This is a genomic window from Bradyrhizobium sp. TM102 (genome assembly GCF_009176685.1).
GTDB classification, from domain to species: Bacteria; Pseudomonadota; Alphaproteobacteria; order Rhizobiales; family Xanthobacteraceae; genus Bradyrhizobium; species Bradyrhizobium ottawaense.
Genome location: NZ_AP021855.1, coordinates 5,413,166 through 5,430,025, shown reverse-complemented (window position 1 = coordinate 5,430,025; position 16,860 = coordinate 5,413,166). Strand labels below are relative to the sequence as shown.

Below are 16,860 nucleotides of genomic sequence, written 5' to 3'. Positions count from 1 at the left end.
TTGGATTCGGGATGCGGATTCTGGGGGCATCGTTGGCGATCGGGCTTGCAGCTTGCTGCATCGCGTCCGCGCGCGCCCAGTCGATCAATCCCGGCGTGATCCAGAACGACGTCGACCGGCAGCGGCGGCAGCTCGAGCAGCAGAGCGCGCCGCCCAAGCTCACCGGGCCGGCGGTGATCGGCGGCGAGCGGGAAAAGTCCCAGCTCCTGAAGCCAGGCGGGCCGAAATTTCGCCTGCGCAAGGTCACGTTCGACGAGTCCAAGTTCATCACGCCGGCGGAGCTGGATGAGATCGCGAAGAGATATGTCGGCAAGGACGTCGACATCGCCTCGCTGTTGCAGCTCGTTGCCGACATCAATGCGGTCTATGCCGCGCGCGGCATCGTCACGGGCATCGCGACCCTGCCCGAGCAGGATGCCAAGGGCGGCGTCGTCCGCGTCAAGCTGACCGAGGGACGGCTGCAGAAGACGACCGTCGAGGGCAACAAGCAGACTCGCACCGATTACATCCTCGATCGCGTGAAGGAGCCCGAAGGCGAGGTCCTCGACGTTCCAAAGCTCAACCGCGACGTGATCTGGTTCAACCGGACCAACGACGTGCAGATCAAGGCGCTGCTGCAGCCCGGCACGAGCTTCGGCCTCACCGACCTCCAGTTCGCGGTGATCGAGCCGCCGGTCGACACCTTGCAGCTCTTCACCGACAATCAGGGTTCCGAAAATACCGGGCGTTGGGAGGGCGGCGCCTTCTACAAGCGCCACGGATTGTTCGGCGTCGACGACCGCCTGACCTTCTACGGCGTCCGCTCCGACGGCAATCTCAACGGCAATGTCGCCTACAGCATCCCGGTCAATCCCTGGGGCGGCCGCGCCGGCGTCAGCTATACCGAAGGCAAGATCAAGATCGTCCAGGGGCCGTTCGTCGCGCTCGACGTCACCGGTCGCTCGAGCCAGGCCGCTGTCAATTTCAGCCAGCCGGTCTGGGTGACGCAGGACTGGCTGGTGCTGCTCAACGCGGCCTTGACCGAGGGCAAGACTGTCAGCCGCTTTGCCACGGTCGCCGTCACCGACGACCACTACGACAAGACCACGGCTGGAATCTCGGTGACCAAGTCCGGCAACACCTATTCGATCACGGTCTCGCCGGCAGTGAACTACGTCGCGTGGCATGACTATGTGCTCGGCAACAACCGCGCGTTCAACACCTATACCGGCTCGCTGATCGCGACGAGCGCCGCAGGGCCCCAGAACTTCAGCGCCAATGTGCTGGCGAGCTGGCAGTACACGCAGGAGAAGCTGCTGCCGGGCGATCAGATCTTCTCGATCGGCGGCCCCACCACCGTACGCGGTTATCCCTCCAATGCGGCCTCCGGCGACAGCGGCTATTATCTCAGCGCCGAGCTGCACTACAACTGGTCGCAATGGCTCAGGGGTTTCGACACCTACATCTTCACCGACTGGGGTGCGGTGTATTCGACCTTCCCCGGCGTCACCGAAATGGCCTCGGTCGGCGTCGGTTTCTCCTGGACCTATGCGCAGTTCATGACCTTCGAGGCAAATTACGCGACGCCACTGAAGATGGCGGTCTCGACCCAGAACCATTACGAGGCCTATGGCCGCGTCATCTTCCGCCCGCTGCTGATGTTCCAGAAGCCGGAGCCACCCGCGCCTGTGGCGGCAGTGGCCGGCAGGAGCAGGTCGTAACGGAAGGTTGTGCCGCTCTCTCCGCCGTCATTGCCAGGAGCCCTTGCGATCCTGGATTGCTTCGCTTCGCTCGCAATGACAGAGGATGGATCGACTGCTGGTATCTGACGGGCGAGTTGGGGCGCGATCCGCTTAACGCCGCAACGTAAACTCGTCCGCGCCGCGCCGGTGCTCCCATTTCGCCTGCTCCAGCTCGGGCTGGTCGCATTCGGCTTCCGGATAGCCGATGCAGAGATAGGCGATGAACTTCCAGGTATCGGGCACGTCGAGGACGACGTGGATGCGATCCGGGTTGAGGATTGAGACCCAGCCGATGCCGATGCTCTCGGCGCGCGCGGCGAGCCACATCGCGGTGATGGCGGCGACCACGGAATACTCGGTCGTCTCCGGCATGGTCGCACGGCCGAGGCCGTGGCCGATGTCGCTGGCCTTGTCGGCGAACACGGCGAGGTGACCGGGGGCCTGCTCAAGGCCCGACAGTTTCAGCGTGGCGTAGCGGGCCGCGCGTTCGCCGGAATAGCAATTCAGTGCGTCGGCGTTGCACGCCGTGAAATCATCGATGATGGCGCGACGTCGTGCAGCATCATCGACGGTGACGAAGCGCCAGGGCTGGCTGAGGCCGACCGAGGGCGACAGGCAGGCCGTCTCGATCAGGCGATCGATGGCGCCGGCCGGCAGCGGGTCAGCTCGAAAGCGGCGGACGTCGCGGCGCCACACGAACAGCTCGCGCAAGTGCTGACGGAAGGTGTCGTCGAACTCGACCATGAGATCAGCCTCCCATCCGGAACGATGCCGCGACCAGCAGAATGAGAATCTCGCCGATCTGCTCGAACGCACCGAGGATGTCGCCGGTCTGCCCGCCGATCTGGCGCACGGCAAGCCGCGCCAGCAACAGGCCGGCGAGCGACAGCAGGATCAGGCCGACCAGCGCCTTGCCCGGCCCCAACGCGAGAGCGAGCGCGAGCGTTCCAAGAGCGAAGGCGATGGCGACGCTGCGGCCCGGCGGCGATCCCGCGCTCGCCGACAGCCCGTCAGGCCGCGCTGGCGGTACCAGTGACATGAAGGCCGGCACGCCCGCGCGGGCGGCGGCGTGCGCGGCGCAAAGCGCAAATGTCACCAGCAAGGGATCGGCGATCGCCGCGAGTGCGCTCCAGCGCAGGCCGAACGACAGGATCAGCGCGCAGACGCCGTAGGTCCCGATCCGGCTGTCGCGCATGATCTCGAGCTTGCGCTCGCGCGTGCGGCCGCCGCCGAGCCCATCGGCGGTATCGGCAAGACCGTCTTCGTGCAGCGCGCCGGTGATGAGGGCGGTGCTCGCGAGTGCGAGCAGGGCGGCAATGTTCGGCGTCAGTCCGAAGCGGATGGCAACCTTGTAGACGAAAGCGCCGGCAAGGCCGACCAGCAGTCCCGCGACGGGAAGCGCCCAGGTCGCGCGCGCGACGGTGCCGTCAGCCGCGGGCTTGGACAAGGCCACCGGGAGGATCGTCACGAACGATACCGCCATCCTGAGATCGGCGACGATGTCTTTCAGAAGCTCGGCGCGCGGCATCATTTCAATTTCATCGGAAGGCCGGCAACGACGAACTCAACCTCGTCGGCAACGGCCGCGATGGCCTGGTTCATGATCCCGGCGGCGTCGCGAAAGCTGCGAGCGAGCGCGTTGTCGGGCACGATGCCGAGGCCGACTTCGTTGGTGACGAGGACGACCGGGCTCTTGAGACGGGGCAGGGCGGCGGCGAGCTCGGTCACCTCGTGCTCCCAGTCGCGCGTCGCATGCATCAGGTTGGAGAGCCACAGCGTCAGGCAGTCCACCAGCCGCGCGCCGCCGCTATCGCTTGTAACCAGCGCCGGCACGAGATCGAGCGGCACCTCGCGCTCGATCCAGTCGGTTCCGCGGCGCGTACGATGTCTGGCGATGCGCGCCTCCATTTCGGCATCAAGCGCCTCGGCCGTCGCGACATAAACGGGCTGGCCCGGGAAGCTGCGGGCGCGCGTTTCCGCGCGCTTGCTCTTGCCCGATCGAGCTCCGCCGGTGATCAAGATGACGGCCATAAAAGGTCTCCTGCGGGCCTGACTAATCATCAAACGCGGCCAAAGACAAAGCCGAAATCGGGAGGCGAGGGGCTTGCGCTCGCCCCTCGCTTTGCGCAACAGGGGCGGGACAGGAGACGAATGTGGGTTTTGCGGGCGCGATGGTGGTGGCAATGGCGGTGGATGCCCTGCTGGGCTGGCCGTCGCCTCTGTTCGCGCGGATCGGGCATCCCGTGAGCTGGCTGGGCCGGCTGATCGGTGCCATCGACATTGCCTGGAACCGCTCGTCCGATCCGCCGGCATTTCGCCGCGGCGCGGGCATTGCTGGCGCGCTTCTCGTGATCGCGCTCTCCGTCGCACTCGGTTGGATGCTTCAATCCTTGCTGTCCCTGGGCTGGATCCAGGTCGTGCTGATTGGCATCCTGGCCTGGCCCTTGGTCGCGCTGCGCTCGCTATATGATCACGTCGCCGCGGTCGCGAATCCTCTGCTGGCTGGCGATATCGCCGCCGCGCGCGACGCGGTCTCGCGGATCGTCGGCCGCGATCCCGCAGCGCTCGATGAAGCCGGCATCGCGCGCGCGGCGATCGAGAGCCTTGCGGAAAATGCCTCCGACGGCATCGTGGCGCCGGTGTTCTGGGGCGCGTTGTTCGGCCTGCCGGGCATCCTCGGCTACAAGGCGATCAACACGCTAGACTCCATGATCGGCCATCGCAACGAGCGGCACGAGGCCTTCGGCTGGGCGGCGGCGCGCATCGACGATGTCGCCAATTTCATTCCGGCGCGGCTGACCGGATTTTTGTTCGTGCTGCTAGCGCCGCGGCGATCGGAGGCGCTGTCGTGCATGACGCGCGACGCACGCCGTCACCGCTCGCCCAATGCCGGCTGGCCGGAGGCGGCCATGGCGGGGGCGCTTGGCGTCCGGCTCAGCGGCCCCCGCATCTATCACGGCAGCGCGACCGACGAGCCTTGGCTCAACGAGGGCGCGCGCGATCCGCGCGCCGCTGATATCGCCGAGGCACTGACGGTCTACCGCCGCGCCATGGTGCTGCTCGCTGGCACCCTTGCGATCCTGGCTTTCGCATGAAAGAACGGGACATGCGCGAGCACGGTGGAAATCTGGATCTGGCACAGCAGCGTTTCGGCGGACGCGCGGAAGACTGGATCGATCTGTCGACAGGGATCAACCGGCTGCCTTATCCCGTCGGCGAGATCGATGCGCACTATTGGAATGCGCTGCCCTCGCAATCCGACATCAACGCCCTGCATCAGGCGGCGCAGCATGCCTATCGCACCAGCGCACCGATCGTTGCGATGGGCGGCGCGCAGGCTGCCATTCAATTGCTGCCGCGGCTGTTACGAACCGGCCGCGCCCGCATCTTCGGACCGACGTACAATGAATACGCAGGGGTTCTGTCGGCCGCAGGCTGGGATGTCCAGGAGGTCAGGGAACTCGACGCGCTGGCGGGCGCGGATCTTGCGGTGATCGTCAATCCCAACAACCCCGGCGGACAGCATCGTGCACCAAAGGATCTGCTCGCACTGCTGCCGCGCGTCGGCCGCCTCGTCATCGACGAGAGCTTCGTCGACGCCGTTTCGCAGCTGTCGCTTGCATCGGAAGCCGATCGACCGGGACTGCTGATCCTGCGCTCGTTCGGAAAGTTCTATGGCCTTGCCGGCCTGCGGCTCGGCTTCGCGATCGGCAATGCCGCCGACATTGGCAAGCTTGCGTCGATGTCGGGTCCATGGCCGGTTTCGGGAGCGGCGATCGCGATCGGCTGTCGCGCGCTGCGCGACGACGCCTGGGCTGAGACCACGTCAGCGCGACTTGCCCGGGACTGTGTTCGCCTCGATGCCATAGCGCAAGCGCAAGGCTGGATGCTGCTTGGGGGGACGCCGCTGTTCCGTCTCTACGAGACACCCGACGCGCTCGCCGCGCAAGACAGACTGGCACAAAGCCAGATCTGGTCGCGCGTCTTCGCGCAAAAGCCGACATGGCTTCGGCTCGGGCTTCCCGGCAGCGAAGCCGAATGGATGCGCCTTGCCGAGGTGCTAGCGCGCTAGCGCAAGCAGACCTTCGACGTCGAGATGCTTTTCGATGTGGTCGGCCAGCGCATCGAGCGCACTCTCGACCCGGGCGTGGTAGGGCTCGTTGCCAGCGGGAATGTCGAGCTTTGCGAGGTACGCCTTGCGGAAATCATCCGACGTGAACAGGCCGTGCAGGTAGCTGCCCTGCACGCGGCCATCGCGCGAGATCGCGCCTTCGGTCTCGCCGTTCAGTGTCGCAAACGGGCGCGCACGATCGGGCCCATCGGTACGGCCGATGTGAATTTCGTACGCCTCGATCGGCTGATCCGTGGCGGCATGCACAGCCGTAACCCGCGTCAGCGTCTTCTGCGGACTCATCACCGTGTCCACATCCAGCAGCCCGAGCCCCGCCGTGTCGCCTGCGGGACCTTCAATCCCCTCTGGGTCCGCAACGCTGCGCCCGAGCATCTGATAGCCGCCGCAGAGGCCGAGCACATAGCCACCCCTGCGGTGATGTGCGAGCAGATCGATGTCCCAGCCTTGCGTGCGCAGGAAGGCGAGATCGCCGCGGGTGGATTTCGAGCCGGGAACGATGACGAGGCGGACATCGCCTGGGATGGCTTCGCCGGGGCGTACCATCACGAGATCGACGCCCGGCTCGAGCTTGAGCGGATCGAGATCGTCGAAATTGGCGATCCGCGACAGCGCGAGGCAGGCGATCTTGCATTGGCCCGGCTTGCGCGCGTCGCTGAGGCCCAGCGCATCCTCGGCCGGCAGCTCGCCGGCGCGGGCGAACCAGGGCAGCACGCCAAGGCCGCGCCACGCGGTCTTTTGCTCGATCAGCCTGTAGCCGTCGTCGAACAGGGTGGGATCGCCGCGGAACTTGTTGATGACAAAACCCCGGATTATCGCGGCATCGTCGGGGTCGATCACCGTCTTGATGCCGACGAGCTGGGCGATGACGCCGCCGCGGTCGATGTCGCCGATCAGCACGACCGGCACGTCGGCCTTGCGCGCAAAACCCATATTGGCGATGTCGGCCTTACGCAAATTCACCTCGGCCGGACTGCCGGCGCCTTCCACCAGCACCAGATCGGCGCGTGCCTTCAGCCGCTCAAAGCTCTCCAGCACCGCGCCCATCAGCGAGGGCTTCATCGCGGCGTAGTCACGCGCGCGCGCAGTCGCGATGCGCTTTCCGTGGACGATCACCTGCGCGCCGACATCGGTCTCGGGCTTGAGCAGCACGGGGTTCATGTCGGTGTGCGGTTCGACGCCTGCTGCCAGCGCCTGCAGCGCCTGGGCGCGGCCGATCTCGCCGCCATCGATGGTGACGGCGGCGTTGTTCGACATGTTCTGCGGCTTGAACGGCAGCACGCGCAGGCCGCGCCGCGTGAAGGCACGCGCAAGGCCTGCGACGATGAGCGACTTGCCCACGTCCGAGCCGGCCCCCTGGATCATCAATGCGCGCGCCATCGAACTCAGAACTCGACGCCGGCCTGCGCCTTGATGCCGGAGCGGAAGGGATGCTTGACCAGCGTCATCTCGGTGACGAGATCGGCGATCTCGATCAGCTCGTCCTTGGCGTTGCGCCCGGTGAGGACGACATGCGTCATCGGCGGCTTCGAGGTGGTCAGAAACTCGACGACCTCGGCGATGTCGAGATAGTCGTAGCGCAGCGCGATGTTGATCTCGTCGAGCACGACCATGCGCAAGCTCTCATCGAGGATCAGCTCCTTGGCCTTCTCCCAGCCGGCGCGCGCGGCGGCGATGTCGCGGGCGCGGTCCTGCGTCTCCCAGGTAAAACCTTCACCCATGGCGTGGAACTGGCAGAGGTCGCCGAAATGGCCGGTGAGCAGGCGTCGCTCGCCGGTATCCCAGGCGCCCTTGATGAACTGCACGACCGCACAGGGGAAGCCATGGGCGACGCAGCGGACGATCATGCCGAAGGCCGAGGAGGACTTGCCCTTGCCGGCGCCGGTGTGGACGATGATGAGGCCCTTTTCGCCGCTCTTGGTCGCCATGATCTTGTCGCGGGCGGCCTTCTTCTTCGCCATTTTCGTGGCGTGGCGGGCGTCGGTTTCCTCGGCCGTTTTTGTATCCGGTTCAGGCGTCATCGGTCCCGGTCCTTCGGCTTGACAAGTGGCGGCCACCGGCAAATGGTGGCCCGGCGTTGGTTCCTGTCCTATGACAGGCGAAGAGGGAATGCGATAGGGTCCGAATCGGCAAGATTTGGGTCCAAAATGCAGCCGCCCCCGCGACCGTGACCGGAGAGATGCCCGAAGCCACTGATTCCCGCGGGAATCGGGAAGGCGGGGATCGAAGGGGAAAACCCTGCTCCGCAAGCCGGGAGACCTGCCAGCGCGGACGAGTTTTGGACCGGCGGACGGGGTGTTCCGCGACGGGGAAACGGGCCTTCTGAAGAATGGTCCGTGTGCCTCATCGCCTCCCGCTGTTATCTGGAAGAGGCGATGACCGTCACACTTCACGTCTGCATCACCTGCCGTGCCGGCGAGACGCCTGGCGAGGGCGAGGCGACGCCCGGCAAGCGCCTGCATGGGGCGATCCTCGACGCCGGCGTGCCCGAGGGCGTCAATGTGGTTCCCGTCGAATGCCTGTCGGCCTGCAATCAGGGCTGCTCGGTCGCGCTCAGCGCGCCCGGCCGCTGGTCGTATGTCTATGGCCGCCTGTCGGATGCGAATGCGCAGGATGTGGTCGCGGGGGCGGCGGCCTATGCGGCGGCGCCGGATGGTCTCGTGCCCTGGCGCAGCCGGCCGGAAATATTCCGCAAGCAATCGCTTGCCCGCATACCCCCCATTGCCGTCGTGCCGGAGGCCGCCGAATGAACTCGCTCGCAAAAGTCCCTGTGACGGTGGTCACCGGTTTTCTCGGCTCCGGCAAGACGACGCTGATCCAGCATCTGCTCAGCAATGCCGGCGGCAAGAAGCTCGCGGTGCTCGTGAACGAGTTCGGCAGTGAGGGCGTCGACGGCGAGATATTGAAATCCTGCGCCGATGCCAATTGCCCGGAGGAGAACATCGTCGAGCTCGCCAATGGCTGCATCTGCTGCACGGTCGCGGACGATTTCATTCCGACCATGGAGAAACTGCTGGCGCGGCCCGTGCGCCCCGATCACATCCTGATCGAGACCTCGGGCCTGGCGCTGCCGAAGCCGCTGCTGAAGGCATTCGACTGGCCGGAGATCCGCTCGCGCATCACCGTCGACGGCGTGATCGCGCTCGCGGATGCCGAGGCTGTCGCCGCCGGCCGCTTTGCACCGGATCCTGATGCCGTCGAAGCGCAGCGGGCGGCAGACCAAAATCTCGATCACGAGACGCCGCTGTCGGAGGTGTTCGAGGATCAGATCGCCTGCGCCGATATCGTGCTGCTGACCAAGGCCGATCTTGCGGGCGCGGCGGGGCTTGAAGCGGCCAAGGCGGCGATTATTGCCGAGATGCCGCGCCGCGTGCCGATGCTCCCCGTGACCGACGGCGCGATCGATGCGCGCGTCATCCTCGGTCTCGGCGCCGCCGCCGAGAACGATCTCGCTGCGCGCCCCTCGCATCATGACGGCGAGGAGGAGCACGAGCACGATGACTTCGCCTCCGTCGTGGTCGACCTTCCTGAAGTCGCCGACGTCGATGCGCTGGTCGCATCCGTCCAGAAGCTGGCACGCGAGCAGAACGTGCTGCGGGCCAAGGGTTACATCGCGGTCGCGGGCAAGCCGATGCGGCTGCTGCTGCAGGCCGTCGGCGAGCGCGTGCGCCACCAGTTCGACAAGCCGTGGGGCGCCGGTCACAGGCGGTCGAAGCTCGTCGTGATCGGCGAGCACGGCGATATCGACGAGGCCGCCATCAAGGCAGGACTAGGTATCTGATGCACGTCGTCTTCCGCGAGAGCCGTGGTCTGGAGGAGACCGCGACGCCAAGGGATATCGGCCAGGACCCGGCCGATCTCGTGGTGCTCTCGTATTCGGATTCGGATCTCGCGGCGTTCGCAGCCGGCTGGCGGCGTGGTCGCGAGAACCTGCCGACGCTGCGGCTCGCGAACCTTGCTGAGCTGCGTCATCCGCTGTCGGTCGACACCTATATCGAGCGCACGCTGTCGCAGGCGCGCGGCATTCTGGTGCGGCTGATCGGCGGGGAGTCCTACTGGCCATATGGGCTTGCGGCCCTGCAACAGCTCGCGAAGGACCGTGGCATTGTGCTGGCCGTGCTGCCGGCCGATGGCCGTGACGACACGCGGCTCGATGCATACTCGACCTTGCCGGTCTCGACGCTGCGCCGGCTCAAGGTGCTCTGCGACACCGGCGGCCCGGTCGCGGCGCAGGCCGCGATTGCACAGCTCGCGCTGGCCTCGGGCCTCTATGCCGGGCCAGTTATCGGCGAGACGACCGTGCCCGAGATGGGGTTCTACGATCCCGCGCGTGGTGTCATTGCTGCGCCGGTGGGCGGCGAGGGCAGGCCGCGCGCGCTGGTGACGTTCTATCGCTCCTATCTCACCGCTGCCGACACCGGCCCGGTCGATGCCCTGATCGCGACGTTGCGTCAGAAGGGATTTGACACTTGTGGCGCGTTCGTCACGTCGCTGAAGGCTGCGGGCGTTGCGGATTGGCTGCGCGCGTATCTTGCGCAAAATCCTCCGGCGGCGATCGTCAATGCGACGGCGTTCTCGGCCATGGGCGACGACGGCACGACACCATTCGACGCCGCATCCTGTCCGGTGTTTCAGGTCGCGCTCTCCACCGCGCGGCGCGAGGACTGGACGGAGTCGCTGCGCGGCCTGTCGCCCGGCGATCTCGCGATGCATGTGGTGCTGCCCGAGGTCGATGGCCGCCTGTTCGCGGGCGTGGTGAGCTTCAAATCGGCGGGGATGCGTGACCCCGATCTGCAATTTTCGCGTCTTGCGCACGGCGCCGATGAAGGGCGCGTGACGGCCGTCGCCGCGCGCGTCGCGGCTTGGCGGGGCCTCGCGGAGAAGCCAGCGGCCGAGAAGCGCATTGCGATCGTGCTCTCGAATTATCCGGGCCGGCCGCATCAGATCGCGCATGCGGTCGGTCTCGATGCGCTGGCTTCGGTCGAGGCGCTGGTGTCGGATCTCGCGGAGGCCGGCTTCGATGTTGCGCCCGTCCATGCGCTCGGCGCGACGCTGCTGAGGCCGCAGCTCACCTGGAGCATCGTCGATTACCGCGCGGCGCTTTCGCGCCTGCCGCAAGTCTTGCAGGATGATCTCGCGCAAGCCTGGGGCGCGCCGGAGGATGATCCGAGCAGCCAGGACGGCGCGTTTCAATTCGCGGCCGTCGCTTGCGGCAAGTCGATCATCGCGGTTCAGCCGGAACGCGGCGATGCGACCACGCGCGATATCGATTATCACGATCTCGCCCGCACGCCGCGCCACGGTTATGTCGCGTTCTATCTCTGGCTCCGGCAGCAGGCCTGCGATGCCGTCGTGCATATGGGCGCACATGGCACGTTGGAATGGCTGCCCGGAAAATCCGTGGCGCTGTCATCGCACTGCTGGCCGGAAGCCCTGATCGGCGATCTCCCAATCATCTATCCCTTCATCGTCAACGATCCCGGCGAGGCCGCGCAGGCGAAACGGCGCATTGGCGCCGTCACCATCGGCCATCTGCCGCCGCCGCTGGAAACATCCTCGGTGCCGGAGGCCCTGCGCCGGCTCGAACGACTTCTCGACGAATATTCGACCGCTGATGGTCTCGATCCCGCGCGCCGCCAACGGCTGATTGCCGCGATCCGCGACGAGGCGCGCGTGGCAGGCCTCGAAGACGATCTCGGTTTGGATGCCTCGGCCGCGCCCGCCGAAGCCATTCCGCGGATTGATCGCTTCGTCTGCGATCTCAAGGAAAGCCAATTCGGGGACGGCCTGCACGTATTCGGCCGCGGCGCCTGCGGCGAGGCGGAGCGCGGAGCGCTGCGCGCCGCGCTTGCCGGCCAGCGCGTTGCGCCGGGACCGTCGGGCTCGCCCTATCGCGGCCGTCAAGACGTGCTGCCGACCGGGCGCAATCTCTTTGCGGTCGATCCGCGCGCCGTGCCGACGCCGTCGGCACATGCGCAGGGGATAAAACTCGCCGAAGAGCTGCTGCGCCGCCATCTGCAGGATCACGGCGACTGGCCGAAGGGGCTCGTCGTCGATCTCTGGGGTTCGGCAACGATGCGCACCGCGGGCGAAGAGTTCGCGATGGCGCTGCATCTGGCCGGCCTTGCGCCGCGCTGGGATCACGCCTCCGGCCGCGTCACCGGCTACGACATCGTCGCGCCGGCCGAGCTCGGCCGCCCCCGCATCGACGTCACGCTGCGCGTGTCCGGCCTGTTCCGCGACGTCTTCTCAGGCCTTGCGCAATTGTTCGAGGCCGCCTCCGAAGCGCTTGCGGCGCGCGAGGACGAGGGCGATGAGAATCCGTACCGCCACCGCGCCTCCCGCGTGTTCGCGCCGCGCCCCGGACAATACGGCGTGGGCCTATCCGCGATCCCTGATGCCTTCACGCCGGAGACCCGCGAGGCAGCCGGTGAAGCCTGGCTGGCGGCATCGTCCTGGGCGTTCTCGGCCGACGGCGAGATGCAGCCGAATCGCGCCGGCATCGAACAGCGCCTCGCTGCGGCCGATGGCTTTGTCCATGTCCAGGACTTGCCGGAGACCGATTTGCTGCTCGCGGCCGACTATGCCGCGCATGAAGCCGGCGTTGCGGCCGCGGCCGCGCATCTCGGCGCGGCAGGGCCGGCGCTCTATCATCTCGACACGACGCGTCCCGAGCAGCCGCATGCGCGCACCCTGACCGAGGAAATCGCGCGTGTCGTCCGTGCGCGTGCCGCGAATCCGGCCTGGATCGCCGGCATGATGCGTCACGGCTTTCGCGGCGCCGCCGAAATCACCGCGACGCTGGAGCACATGGCCGCTTTCGCGCATCTCGCCGGCACCGTGCCGCCGCATCTGTTCGATCTCTACTACGATGCAACGCTCGGCAATGATGACGTCCGCGCTTTCATGGCGCGTGAAAATCCGTCGGCGCTCGCCGCGATGGAAACCTGTTTTGCGCGCCTGCACGATGCGGCGCTTTGGCAAACGCGCCGCAATTCGATCGCCGCGGCGCTGCGGGAGGCCTCATGAGCGCGGCCACGGTCAAGGGCTGGTGTCCCGGCGCGCTGCGCCCGATGCTCTCGGGCGACGGGCTCGTGGTGCGCGTGCGTCCGTTCGGTGGACGGCTGGAAGCACCGCAAATTTCCGGACTTGCCGAGCTCGCCGGGCAACACGGCAATGGTCTGATCGACGTGACGAGCCGCGCCAATCTGCAGATCAGGGGCGTCAGTGAAGCAGGCCATAGGCCGTTGATCGACGGCCTTGCACGATTGGCGCTGCTCGATCCCGATCCGGCCACGGAAGCCCGTCGCAACATCCTCGTCACGCCGTTCTGGCGCGCTGGCGACGCAACACAATCGCTTGCCGCCGAGCTGGAAGAAGCGCTCGAGGATAATTCGCTCGCGCTTCCAACGAAATTCGGCTTCGCCATCGATGACGGGACCTCGCGCGTGCTCGCCGGCGATTCCGCCGACATCCGCATCGAGCGCGATCGCACAGGCCGTCTCCTGGTGCGGGCCGATGGCGCAAAGCTGGGCCGCTCCGTCGCACGCGGAGAAGCCGTGAGCACGGCGCTCGCGCTCGCGAGCTGGTTCCTGGTCTCCGGCGGCGCGACAGGCGGGCGAGGGCGCATGGCGGCCCACATCGCGTCCGGCGCGGCATTGCCTCAATCGCTGCGCGGCGAGATCGAGCCCGCGCCCGTGATGGCCGCCTCGCGTCCCGGGCACTATCCGCAAGGCGCGATGGTCGGCGTCGCGTTCGGGCAGATGCTGCACACGACGCTGCATCAGTTCGCCGGTTGTGGACATGCGCTGCGCATGACGCCCTGGCGGATGGTGCTGAGCGAAGGCAAGCGCGAGATGCCGAGCGCGCCGGGCCTGATCACCGAGCCCTTTGATCCCGCGCTGCGCGTCATCGCCTGCAGCGGCGCGCCGCGCTGCCGCGAAGCTCATGCCGATACGCGTGCGCTCGCGGCAGCGCTCGCCCCGCGCATCGCCGCCGATGCGCGGCTCCACGTCTCCGGCTGCGGCAAGGGCTGTGCCCATTCCGGCACGGCCGCGGTCACGCTGGTGGCGACCCGCGCCGGCTTCGATCTCGTCCGTGACGGCTCGATCCGCGACGAGCCGGTGCTGCGCGGCCTGAACGGCGCGGACATCGTCAGCGATCCCTCCATTCTGGTGGGAGGAAACTGATGCCGCACACTTACGAGACCGACGGCGCGGCGATCTACCGGCAGTCCTTTGCGACCATCCGCGCCGAGGCCGATCTTGCCCGCTTCACGCCGGACGAAGAACAAATCGTGGTGCGGATGATCCATGCCGCCGGCATGGTCGGCCTGGAGGCGCATATCCGCTTCACGCAGGGCATGGCGACCGCTGCGCGCGCCGCCCTGCAACGAGGCGCGCCGATCCTGTGCGATGCGCGTATGGTCTCTGAAGGGATTACGCGCGCGAGGTTGCCGGCAGCCAATGCCGTCATCTGCACGCTCGGCGACGAGGCCGTTCCAGCGCTGGCGCAATCCATGCGCAACACCCGCTCGGCCGCGGCGCTGGAGCTGTGGCGGCCGCATCTCGATGGTGCGATCGTTGCGATCGGCAATGCGCCGACCGCGCTGTTTCATCTGCTCAACATGCTGGAGAACCGTGACTGCCCACGGCCCGCGGCGATCATCGGCTGTCCCGTCGGATTCGTCGGCGCTGCCGAATCCAAGGCCGCGCTGATGGCCGATCCGCCGGCGCCGGCGCTGACGGTCGAGGGCCGCCTCGGCGGTTCCGCGATTACCGTTGCCGCCGTGAACGCCTTGGCGAGCCGGAGCGAATAGCGATGGGGCGCATCATCTGCTGCGGTCTCGGCCCTGGCGATCCTGATCTGATGAGCGTGCGCGCCAATCGCACCGTGCGCGCCGCAAGCCACGTCGCCTACTTCCGCAAGAAGGGCCGGCCGGGCCAGGCGCGGCGGATCGTCGAGGGCATGCTGGCGGCCGATGTCACCGAATATCCCATGGAATATCCGGTCACCACCGAGATCGCCTTCGACAGCGCCGAGTACGTGCAGCTGCTGGCGGGCTTCTACGACGAGTGGGCGGAGCGTCTGGCGCGGCTTTCGCGCGCGGTCGACGTCGTCGTGCTCTGCGAGGGCGACCCTTATTTCTACGGCTCCTTCATGCATCTGCACATACGCCTGCAGGGCCGTGTCGAGATCGAGGTGATTGCGGGCATTCCCGGCATGGTCGGCTGCTGGAACGGCGTCGGGCAGCCGATCGCGCTCGGCGATGACGTGACGACCGTGCTGATGGGAACGCTGGCCGAGGACGAGCTCGAGCGGCGCATGCGCGATTCCGATGCGGTTGTCGTCATGAAGACCGGGCGCAATCTCGCAAAGGTGCGCCGCGCGCTCAGCTCAGCCGGCCGGCTCGATGATGCCTGGCTGGTCGAGTGCGGCACCATGGCGGGCGAGCGCGTGGTGCGGCTTGCCGAGGTCGACGGCGCCGACTGTCCTTACTTCGCGATCGTGCTGGTACACGGCAAGGGCCGGCACCTGGACGCCGCCGAATGACGGGCACGCTGACCATCGCGGGCCTCGGGCCGGGCAGCGATGCTCTGGTGACGCCCGAGGTCACGGCTGCGCTGGCCTCCGCAACCGATATTCTGGGCTATGCGCCCTATGTCGCGCGCGTGCCCGCGCGCGCTGGGCTCAAGCTGCATCCCTCGGATAACCGCGAGGAGCTGCAGCGCGCGAGCGAAGCCCTGCGGCTTGCCGCAGACGGCGGGCAGGTCGTCGTCGTCTCCTCCGGCGATCCCGGCGTCTTCGCGATGGCCTCTGCCGTGTTTGAGGCGCTCGAACAGGCGCCGCAATGGCGGAATCTTTCGATTCGCGTGCTGCCTGGCATCACGGCGATGCTGGCAGCTGCCGCGCGCGCGGGCGCGCCGCTCGGCCATGATTTCTGCGCGATCAATCTCTCCGACAATCTCAAGCCGTGGGCAGTCATCGAGAAGCGGCTGCGGCTCGCCGCCGAAGCTGATTTTTCGATTGCGATGTACAATCCGCGCTCGGCAAGTCGGCCGGAAGGATTCGGCCGCGCGCTCGCGGTGCTGAAGGACGCCGGTTGCGGCGAGCGCCTCGTGATTTTTGCGCGCGCGGTCAGCACAGCTGACGAGAGGATCGAAACTGTCACGCTGCACGAAGCTCGGCCCGAGATGGCCGACATGCGGACGCTGGTGATCGTCTGCAATTCGCAGACGCGCCGGGTCGGCCGCTGGGTCTATGCGCCGAGGCGGGTAGAATGACCGAGCCACCGCATGATCTCGGCCACGCTCTCGACCCGCGGCCGCTCGGGCAGCTTCGGCCGCGAGATCATGATCACGGGCAGGCCGAGCATGCGGGCCGCGTCGATCTTGGCGCGCGCGCCATCGCCGCCGGAATTGCGGGCGACGATCCAGCCGATGCCGCGTTCGCGCATCATCTCCAATTCACCGTCCAACGTGAACGGTCCACGCGACACGATCACATCGGCGGCGAAGGGCAGCGGCGATTCCGGCGGATCGACGAACCGCAGCGTGTAGGCATGCTGCGGCTTCGTCGCGAACGGCGCGATATGCTGGCGGCCGATGGCGAGGAACACGTTTGCGGGCGGCTCGGGCAGCGCCGCGGCCGCGGCGCTGACATTCGCGACCTCAATCCAATTGTCGCCGGACATCCCGGTCCAAGGCGAGCGCTCCAGCGCGATCAGCGGCGTATCGGTTTCCGCGCACGCCTCGACCGCATTGCGGCTCATCTCCGCAGCGAAAGGATGCGTCGCGTCGATCACATGCGTAATGCCTTCGCTGCGGATGGTGTCGGCAAGCCCGCTCACGCCGCCGAAGCCGCCGATGCGGGTCGGCAGCGGCTGATCCGCAGGCGCGCGGGTGCGGCCGCCATAGGAATAGATGGCCTCGATGCCTGCGCGCGCGATCGCCGCGGCGAGCAGGCTCGCATCGGCAGTTCCGCCCAGAATGAGGGCGCGCGTCATGGCTG

The 16,860-nt window shown here is 67.2% G+C and carries 16 protein-coding genes and 1 riboswitch; of the genes, 10 read left to right on the top strand and 6 right to left on the bottom strand.

The annotated features are described in order from the left end of the window. Window positions 1–11 precede the first annotated feature (11 nt). Entirely contained in the window at window positions 12–1,700 is a 1,689-nt protein-coding gene (locus GDN70_RS25970) for a ShlB/FhaC/HecB family hemolysin secretion/activation protein (RefSeq protein WP_152103221.1), read from the top strand. A gap of 132 nt (window positions 1,701–1,832) precedes the next feature. On the opposite strand, the gene bluB is transcribed toward GDN70_RS25970, so the two are convergent. The 3 genes from bluB to cobU are packed head-to-tail and all read right to left on the bottom strand — an operon-like array spanning window position 1,833 to window position 3,752. Next, window positions 1,833–2,465, bottom strand: a complete 633-nt coding sequence (bluB, locus tag GDN70_RS25965) for a 5,6-dimethylbenzimidazole synthase (RefSeq protein ID WP_152103220.1) — start codon at window positions 2,463–2,465, stop codon at window positions 1,833–1,835. Window positions 2,466–2,469: 4 nt separating this feature from the next. Continuing rightward, window positions 2,470–3,252, bottom strand: coding sequence for an adenosylcobinamide-GDP ribazoletransferase (cobS, locus tag GDN70_RS25960; RefSeq protein ID WP_152103219.1), 783 nt, complete (start codon window positions 3,250–3,252; stop codon window positions 2,470–2,472). Further along, entirely contained in the window at window positions 3,249–3,752 is a 504-nt protein-coding gene (cobU, locus tag GDN70_RS25955) for a bifunctional adenosylcobinamide kinase/adenosylcobinamide-phosphate guanylyltransferase (protein ID WP_173015866.1), read from the bottom strand. Before cobU ends, cobS begins: the two co-directional genes overlap by 4 nt. Window positions 3,753–3,874: 122 nt before the next feature. On the opposite strand from cobU, the gene cbiB reads away from it, so the two are divergent. Further along, window positions 3,875–4,816, top strand: coding sequence for an adenosylcobinamide-phosphate synthase CbiB (cbiB, locus tag GDN70_RS25950; RefSeq protein ID WP_173015865.1), 942 nt, complete (start codon window positions 3,875–3,877; stop codon window positions 4,814–4,816). Between the two features lie 11 nt (window positions 4,817–4,827). Further along, window positions 4,828–5,793, top strand: coding sequence for a threonine-phosphate decarboxylase CobD (gene cobD / locus GDN70_RS25945; RefSeq protein WP_173015961.1), 966 nt, complete (start codon window positions 4,828–4,830; stop codon window positions 5,791–5,793). Here cobD and GDN70_RS25940 read toward each other — a convergent pair. Both GDN70_RS25940 and cobO read right to left on the bottom strand, forming a co-directional pair. Beyond that, window positions 5,782–7,230: a cobyric acid synthase gene (locus GDN70_RS25940; RefSeq protein WP_038947913.1), complete on the bottom strand. Its 1,449-nt coding sequence runs from the start codon at window positions 7,228–7,230 to the stop codon at window positions 5,782–5,784. The genes cobD and GDN70_RS25940 overlap by 12 nt on opposite strands. A 5-nt stretch (window positions 7,231–7,235) precedes the next feature. Continuing rightward, window positions 7,236–7,871: a cob(I)yrinic acid a,c-diamide adenosyltransferase gene (gene cobO, locus GDN70_RS25935; protein ID WP_028142439.1), complete on the bottom strand. Its 636-nt coding sequence runs from the start codon at window positions 7,869–7,871 to the stop codon at window positions 7,236–7,238. Window positions 7,872–7,911: 40 nt separating this feature from the next. Beyond that, window positions 7,912–8,132, top strand: a riboswitch (cobalamin riboswitch). Between the two features lie 93 nt (window positions 8,133–8,225). On the opposite strand from cobO, the gene GDN70_RS25930 reads away from it, so the two are divergent. Genes GDN70_RS25930 through cobJ form a run of 7 tightly spaced genes read left to right on the top strand, consistent with a single transcriptional unit; the run spans window position 8,226 to window position 16,133 of the window. Further along, window positions 8,226–8,600, top strand: a complete 375-nt coding sequence (locus GDN70_RS25930) for a DUF1636 domain-containing protein (RefSeq protein ID WP_018315957.1) — start codon at window positions 8,226–8,228, stop codon at window positions 8,598–8,600. Continuing rightward, the gene (gene cobW / locus GDN70_RS25925; protein WP_097668709.1) at window positions 8,597–9,631 is read left to right on the top strand and encodes a cobalamin biosynthesis protein CobW; all 1,035 of its coding nucleotides are present in this window, start codon (window positions 8,597–8,599) and stop codon (window positions 9,629–9,631) included. Before GDN70_RS25930 ends, cobW begins: the two co-directional genes overlap by 4 nt. Then, complete coding sequence (cobN, locus tag GDN70_RS25920; protein ID WP_152103216.1) at window positions 9,631–12,879, top strand: cobaltochelatase subunit CobN; 3,249 nt, start codon at window positions 9,631–9,633, stop codon at window positions 12,877–12,879. The genes cobW and cobN overlap by 1 nt, the downstream gene beginning before the upstream one ends. Continuing rightward, window positions 12,876–14,039, top strand: coding sequence for a precorrin-3B synthase (cobG, locus tag GDN70_RS25915; protein ID WP_152103215.1), 1,164 nt, complete (start codon window positions 12,876–12,878; stop codon window positions 14,037–14,039). The genes cobN and cobG overlap by 4 nt, the downstream gene beginning before the upstream one ends. After that, entirely contained in the window at window positions 14,039–14,668 is a 630-nt protein-coding gene (locus tag GDN70_RS25910) for a precorrin-8X methylmutase (protein ID WP_028142444.1), read from the top strand. The genes cobG and GDN70_RS25910 overlap by 1 nt, the downstream gene beginning before the upstream one ends. Window positions 14,669–14,670: 2 nt before the next feature. Next, window positions 14,671–15,402, top strand: a complete 732-nt coding sequence (locus tag GDN70_RS25905) for a precorrin-2 C(20)-methyltransferase (RefSeq protein ID WP_038970536.1) — start codon at window positions 14,671–14,673, stop codon at window positions 15,400–15,402. After that, window positions 15,399–16,133 carry a precorrin-3B C(17)-methyltransferase gene (gene cobJ, locus GDN70_RS25900; RefSeq protein WP_038947919.1) on the top strand — a complete coding sequence of 245 codons (735 nt, stop codon included), beginning with the start codon at window positions 15,399–15,401 and terminating at the stop codon, window positions 16,131–16,133. The genes GDN70_RS25905 and cobJ overlap by 4 nt, the downstream gene beginning before the upstream one ends. Here the strand turns inward: cobJ and GDN70_RS25895 are convergent. Continuing rightward, window positions 16,109–16,855: a cobalt-precorrin-6A reductase gene (locus GDN70_RS25895; RefSeq protein ID WP_152103214.1), complete on the bottom strand. Its 747-nt coding sequence runs from the start codon at window positions 16,853–16,855 to the stop codon at window positions 16,109–16,111. The genes cobJ and GDN70_RS25895 overlap by 25 nt on opposite strands. Window positions 16,856–16,860: the final 5 nt, after the last annotated feature.

Bases quoted from the DNA above. Each gene is read 5' to 3' on its own strand.
- cobJ (WP_038947919.1), top strand. From the start codon at position 15,399: ATGACGGGCACGCTGACCATCGCGGGCCTCGGGCCGGGCAGCGATGCT.
- GDN70_RS25930 (WP_018315957.1), top strand. From the start codon at position 8,226: ATGACCGTCACACTTCACGTCTGCATCACCTGCCGTGCCGGCGAGACG.
- cobW (WP_097668709.1), top strand. From the start codon at position 8,597: ATGAACTCGCTCGCAAAAGTCCCTGTGACGGTGGTCACCGGTTTTCTC.
- cobN (WP_152103216.1), top strand. From the start codon at position 9,631: ATGCACGTCGTCTTCCGCGAGAGCCGTGGTCTGGAGGAGACCGCGACG.
- cobG (WP_152103215.1), top strand. From the start codon at position 12,876: ATGAGCGCGGCCACGGTCAAGGGCTGGTGTCCCGGCGCGCTGCGCCCG.
- GDN70_RS25905 (WP_038970536.1), top strand. From the start codon at position 14,671: ATGGGGCGCATCATCTGCTGCGGTCTCGGCCCTGGCGATCCTGATCTG.
- GDN70_RS25940 (WP_038947913.1), bottom strand. From the start codon at position 7,230: ATGGCGCGCGCATTGATGATCCAGGGGGCCGGCTCGGACGTGGGCAAG.
- cobO (WP_028142439.1), bottom strand. From the start codon at position 7,871: ATGACGCCTGAACCGGATACAAAAACGGCCGAGGAAACCGACGCCCGC.
- cobD (WP_173015961.1), top strand. From the start codon at position 4,828: ATGCGCGAGCACGGTGGAAATCTGGATCTGGCACAGCAGCGTTTCGGC.
- bluB (WP_152103220.1), bottom strand. From the start codon at position 2,465: ATGGTCGAGTTCGACGACACCTTCCGTCAGCACTTGCGCGAGCTGTTC.
- GDN70_RS25970 (WP_152103221.1), top strand. From the start codon at position 12: ATGCGGATTCTGGGGGCATCGTTGGCGATCGGGCTTGCAGCTTGCTGC.
- cobU (WP_173015866.1), bottom strand. From the start codon at position 3,752: ATGGCCGTCATCTTGATCACCGGCGGAGCTCGATCGGGCAAGAGCAAG.
- cobS (WP_152103219.1), bottom strand. From the start codon at position 3,252: ATGATGCCGCGCGCCGAGCTTCTGAAAGACATCGTCGCCGATCTCAGG.
- GDN70_RS25910 (WP_028142444.1), top strand. From the start codon at position 14,039: ATGCCGCACACTTACGAGACCGACGGCGCGGCGATCTACCGGCAGTCC.
- GDN70_RS25895 (WP_152103214.1), bottom strand. From the start codon at position 16,855: ATGACGCGCGCCCTCATTCTGGGCGGAACTGCCGATGCGAGCCTGCTC.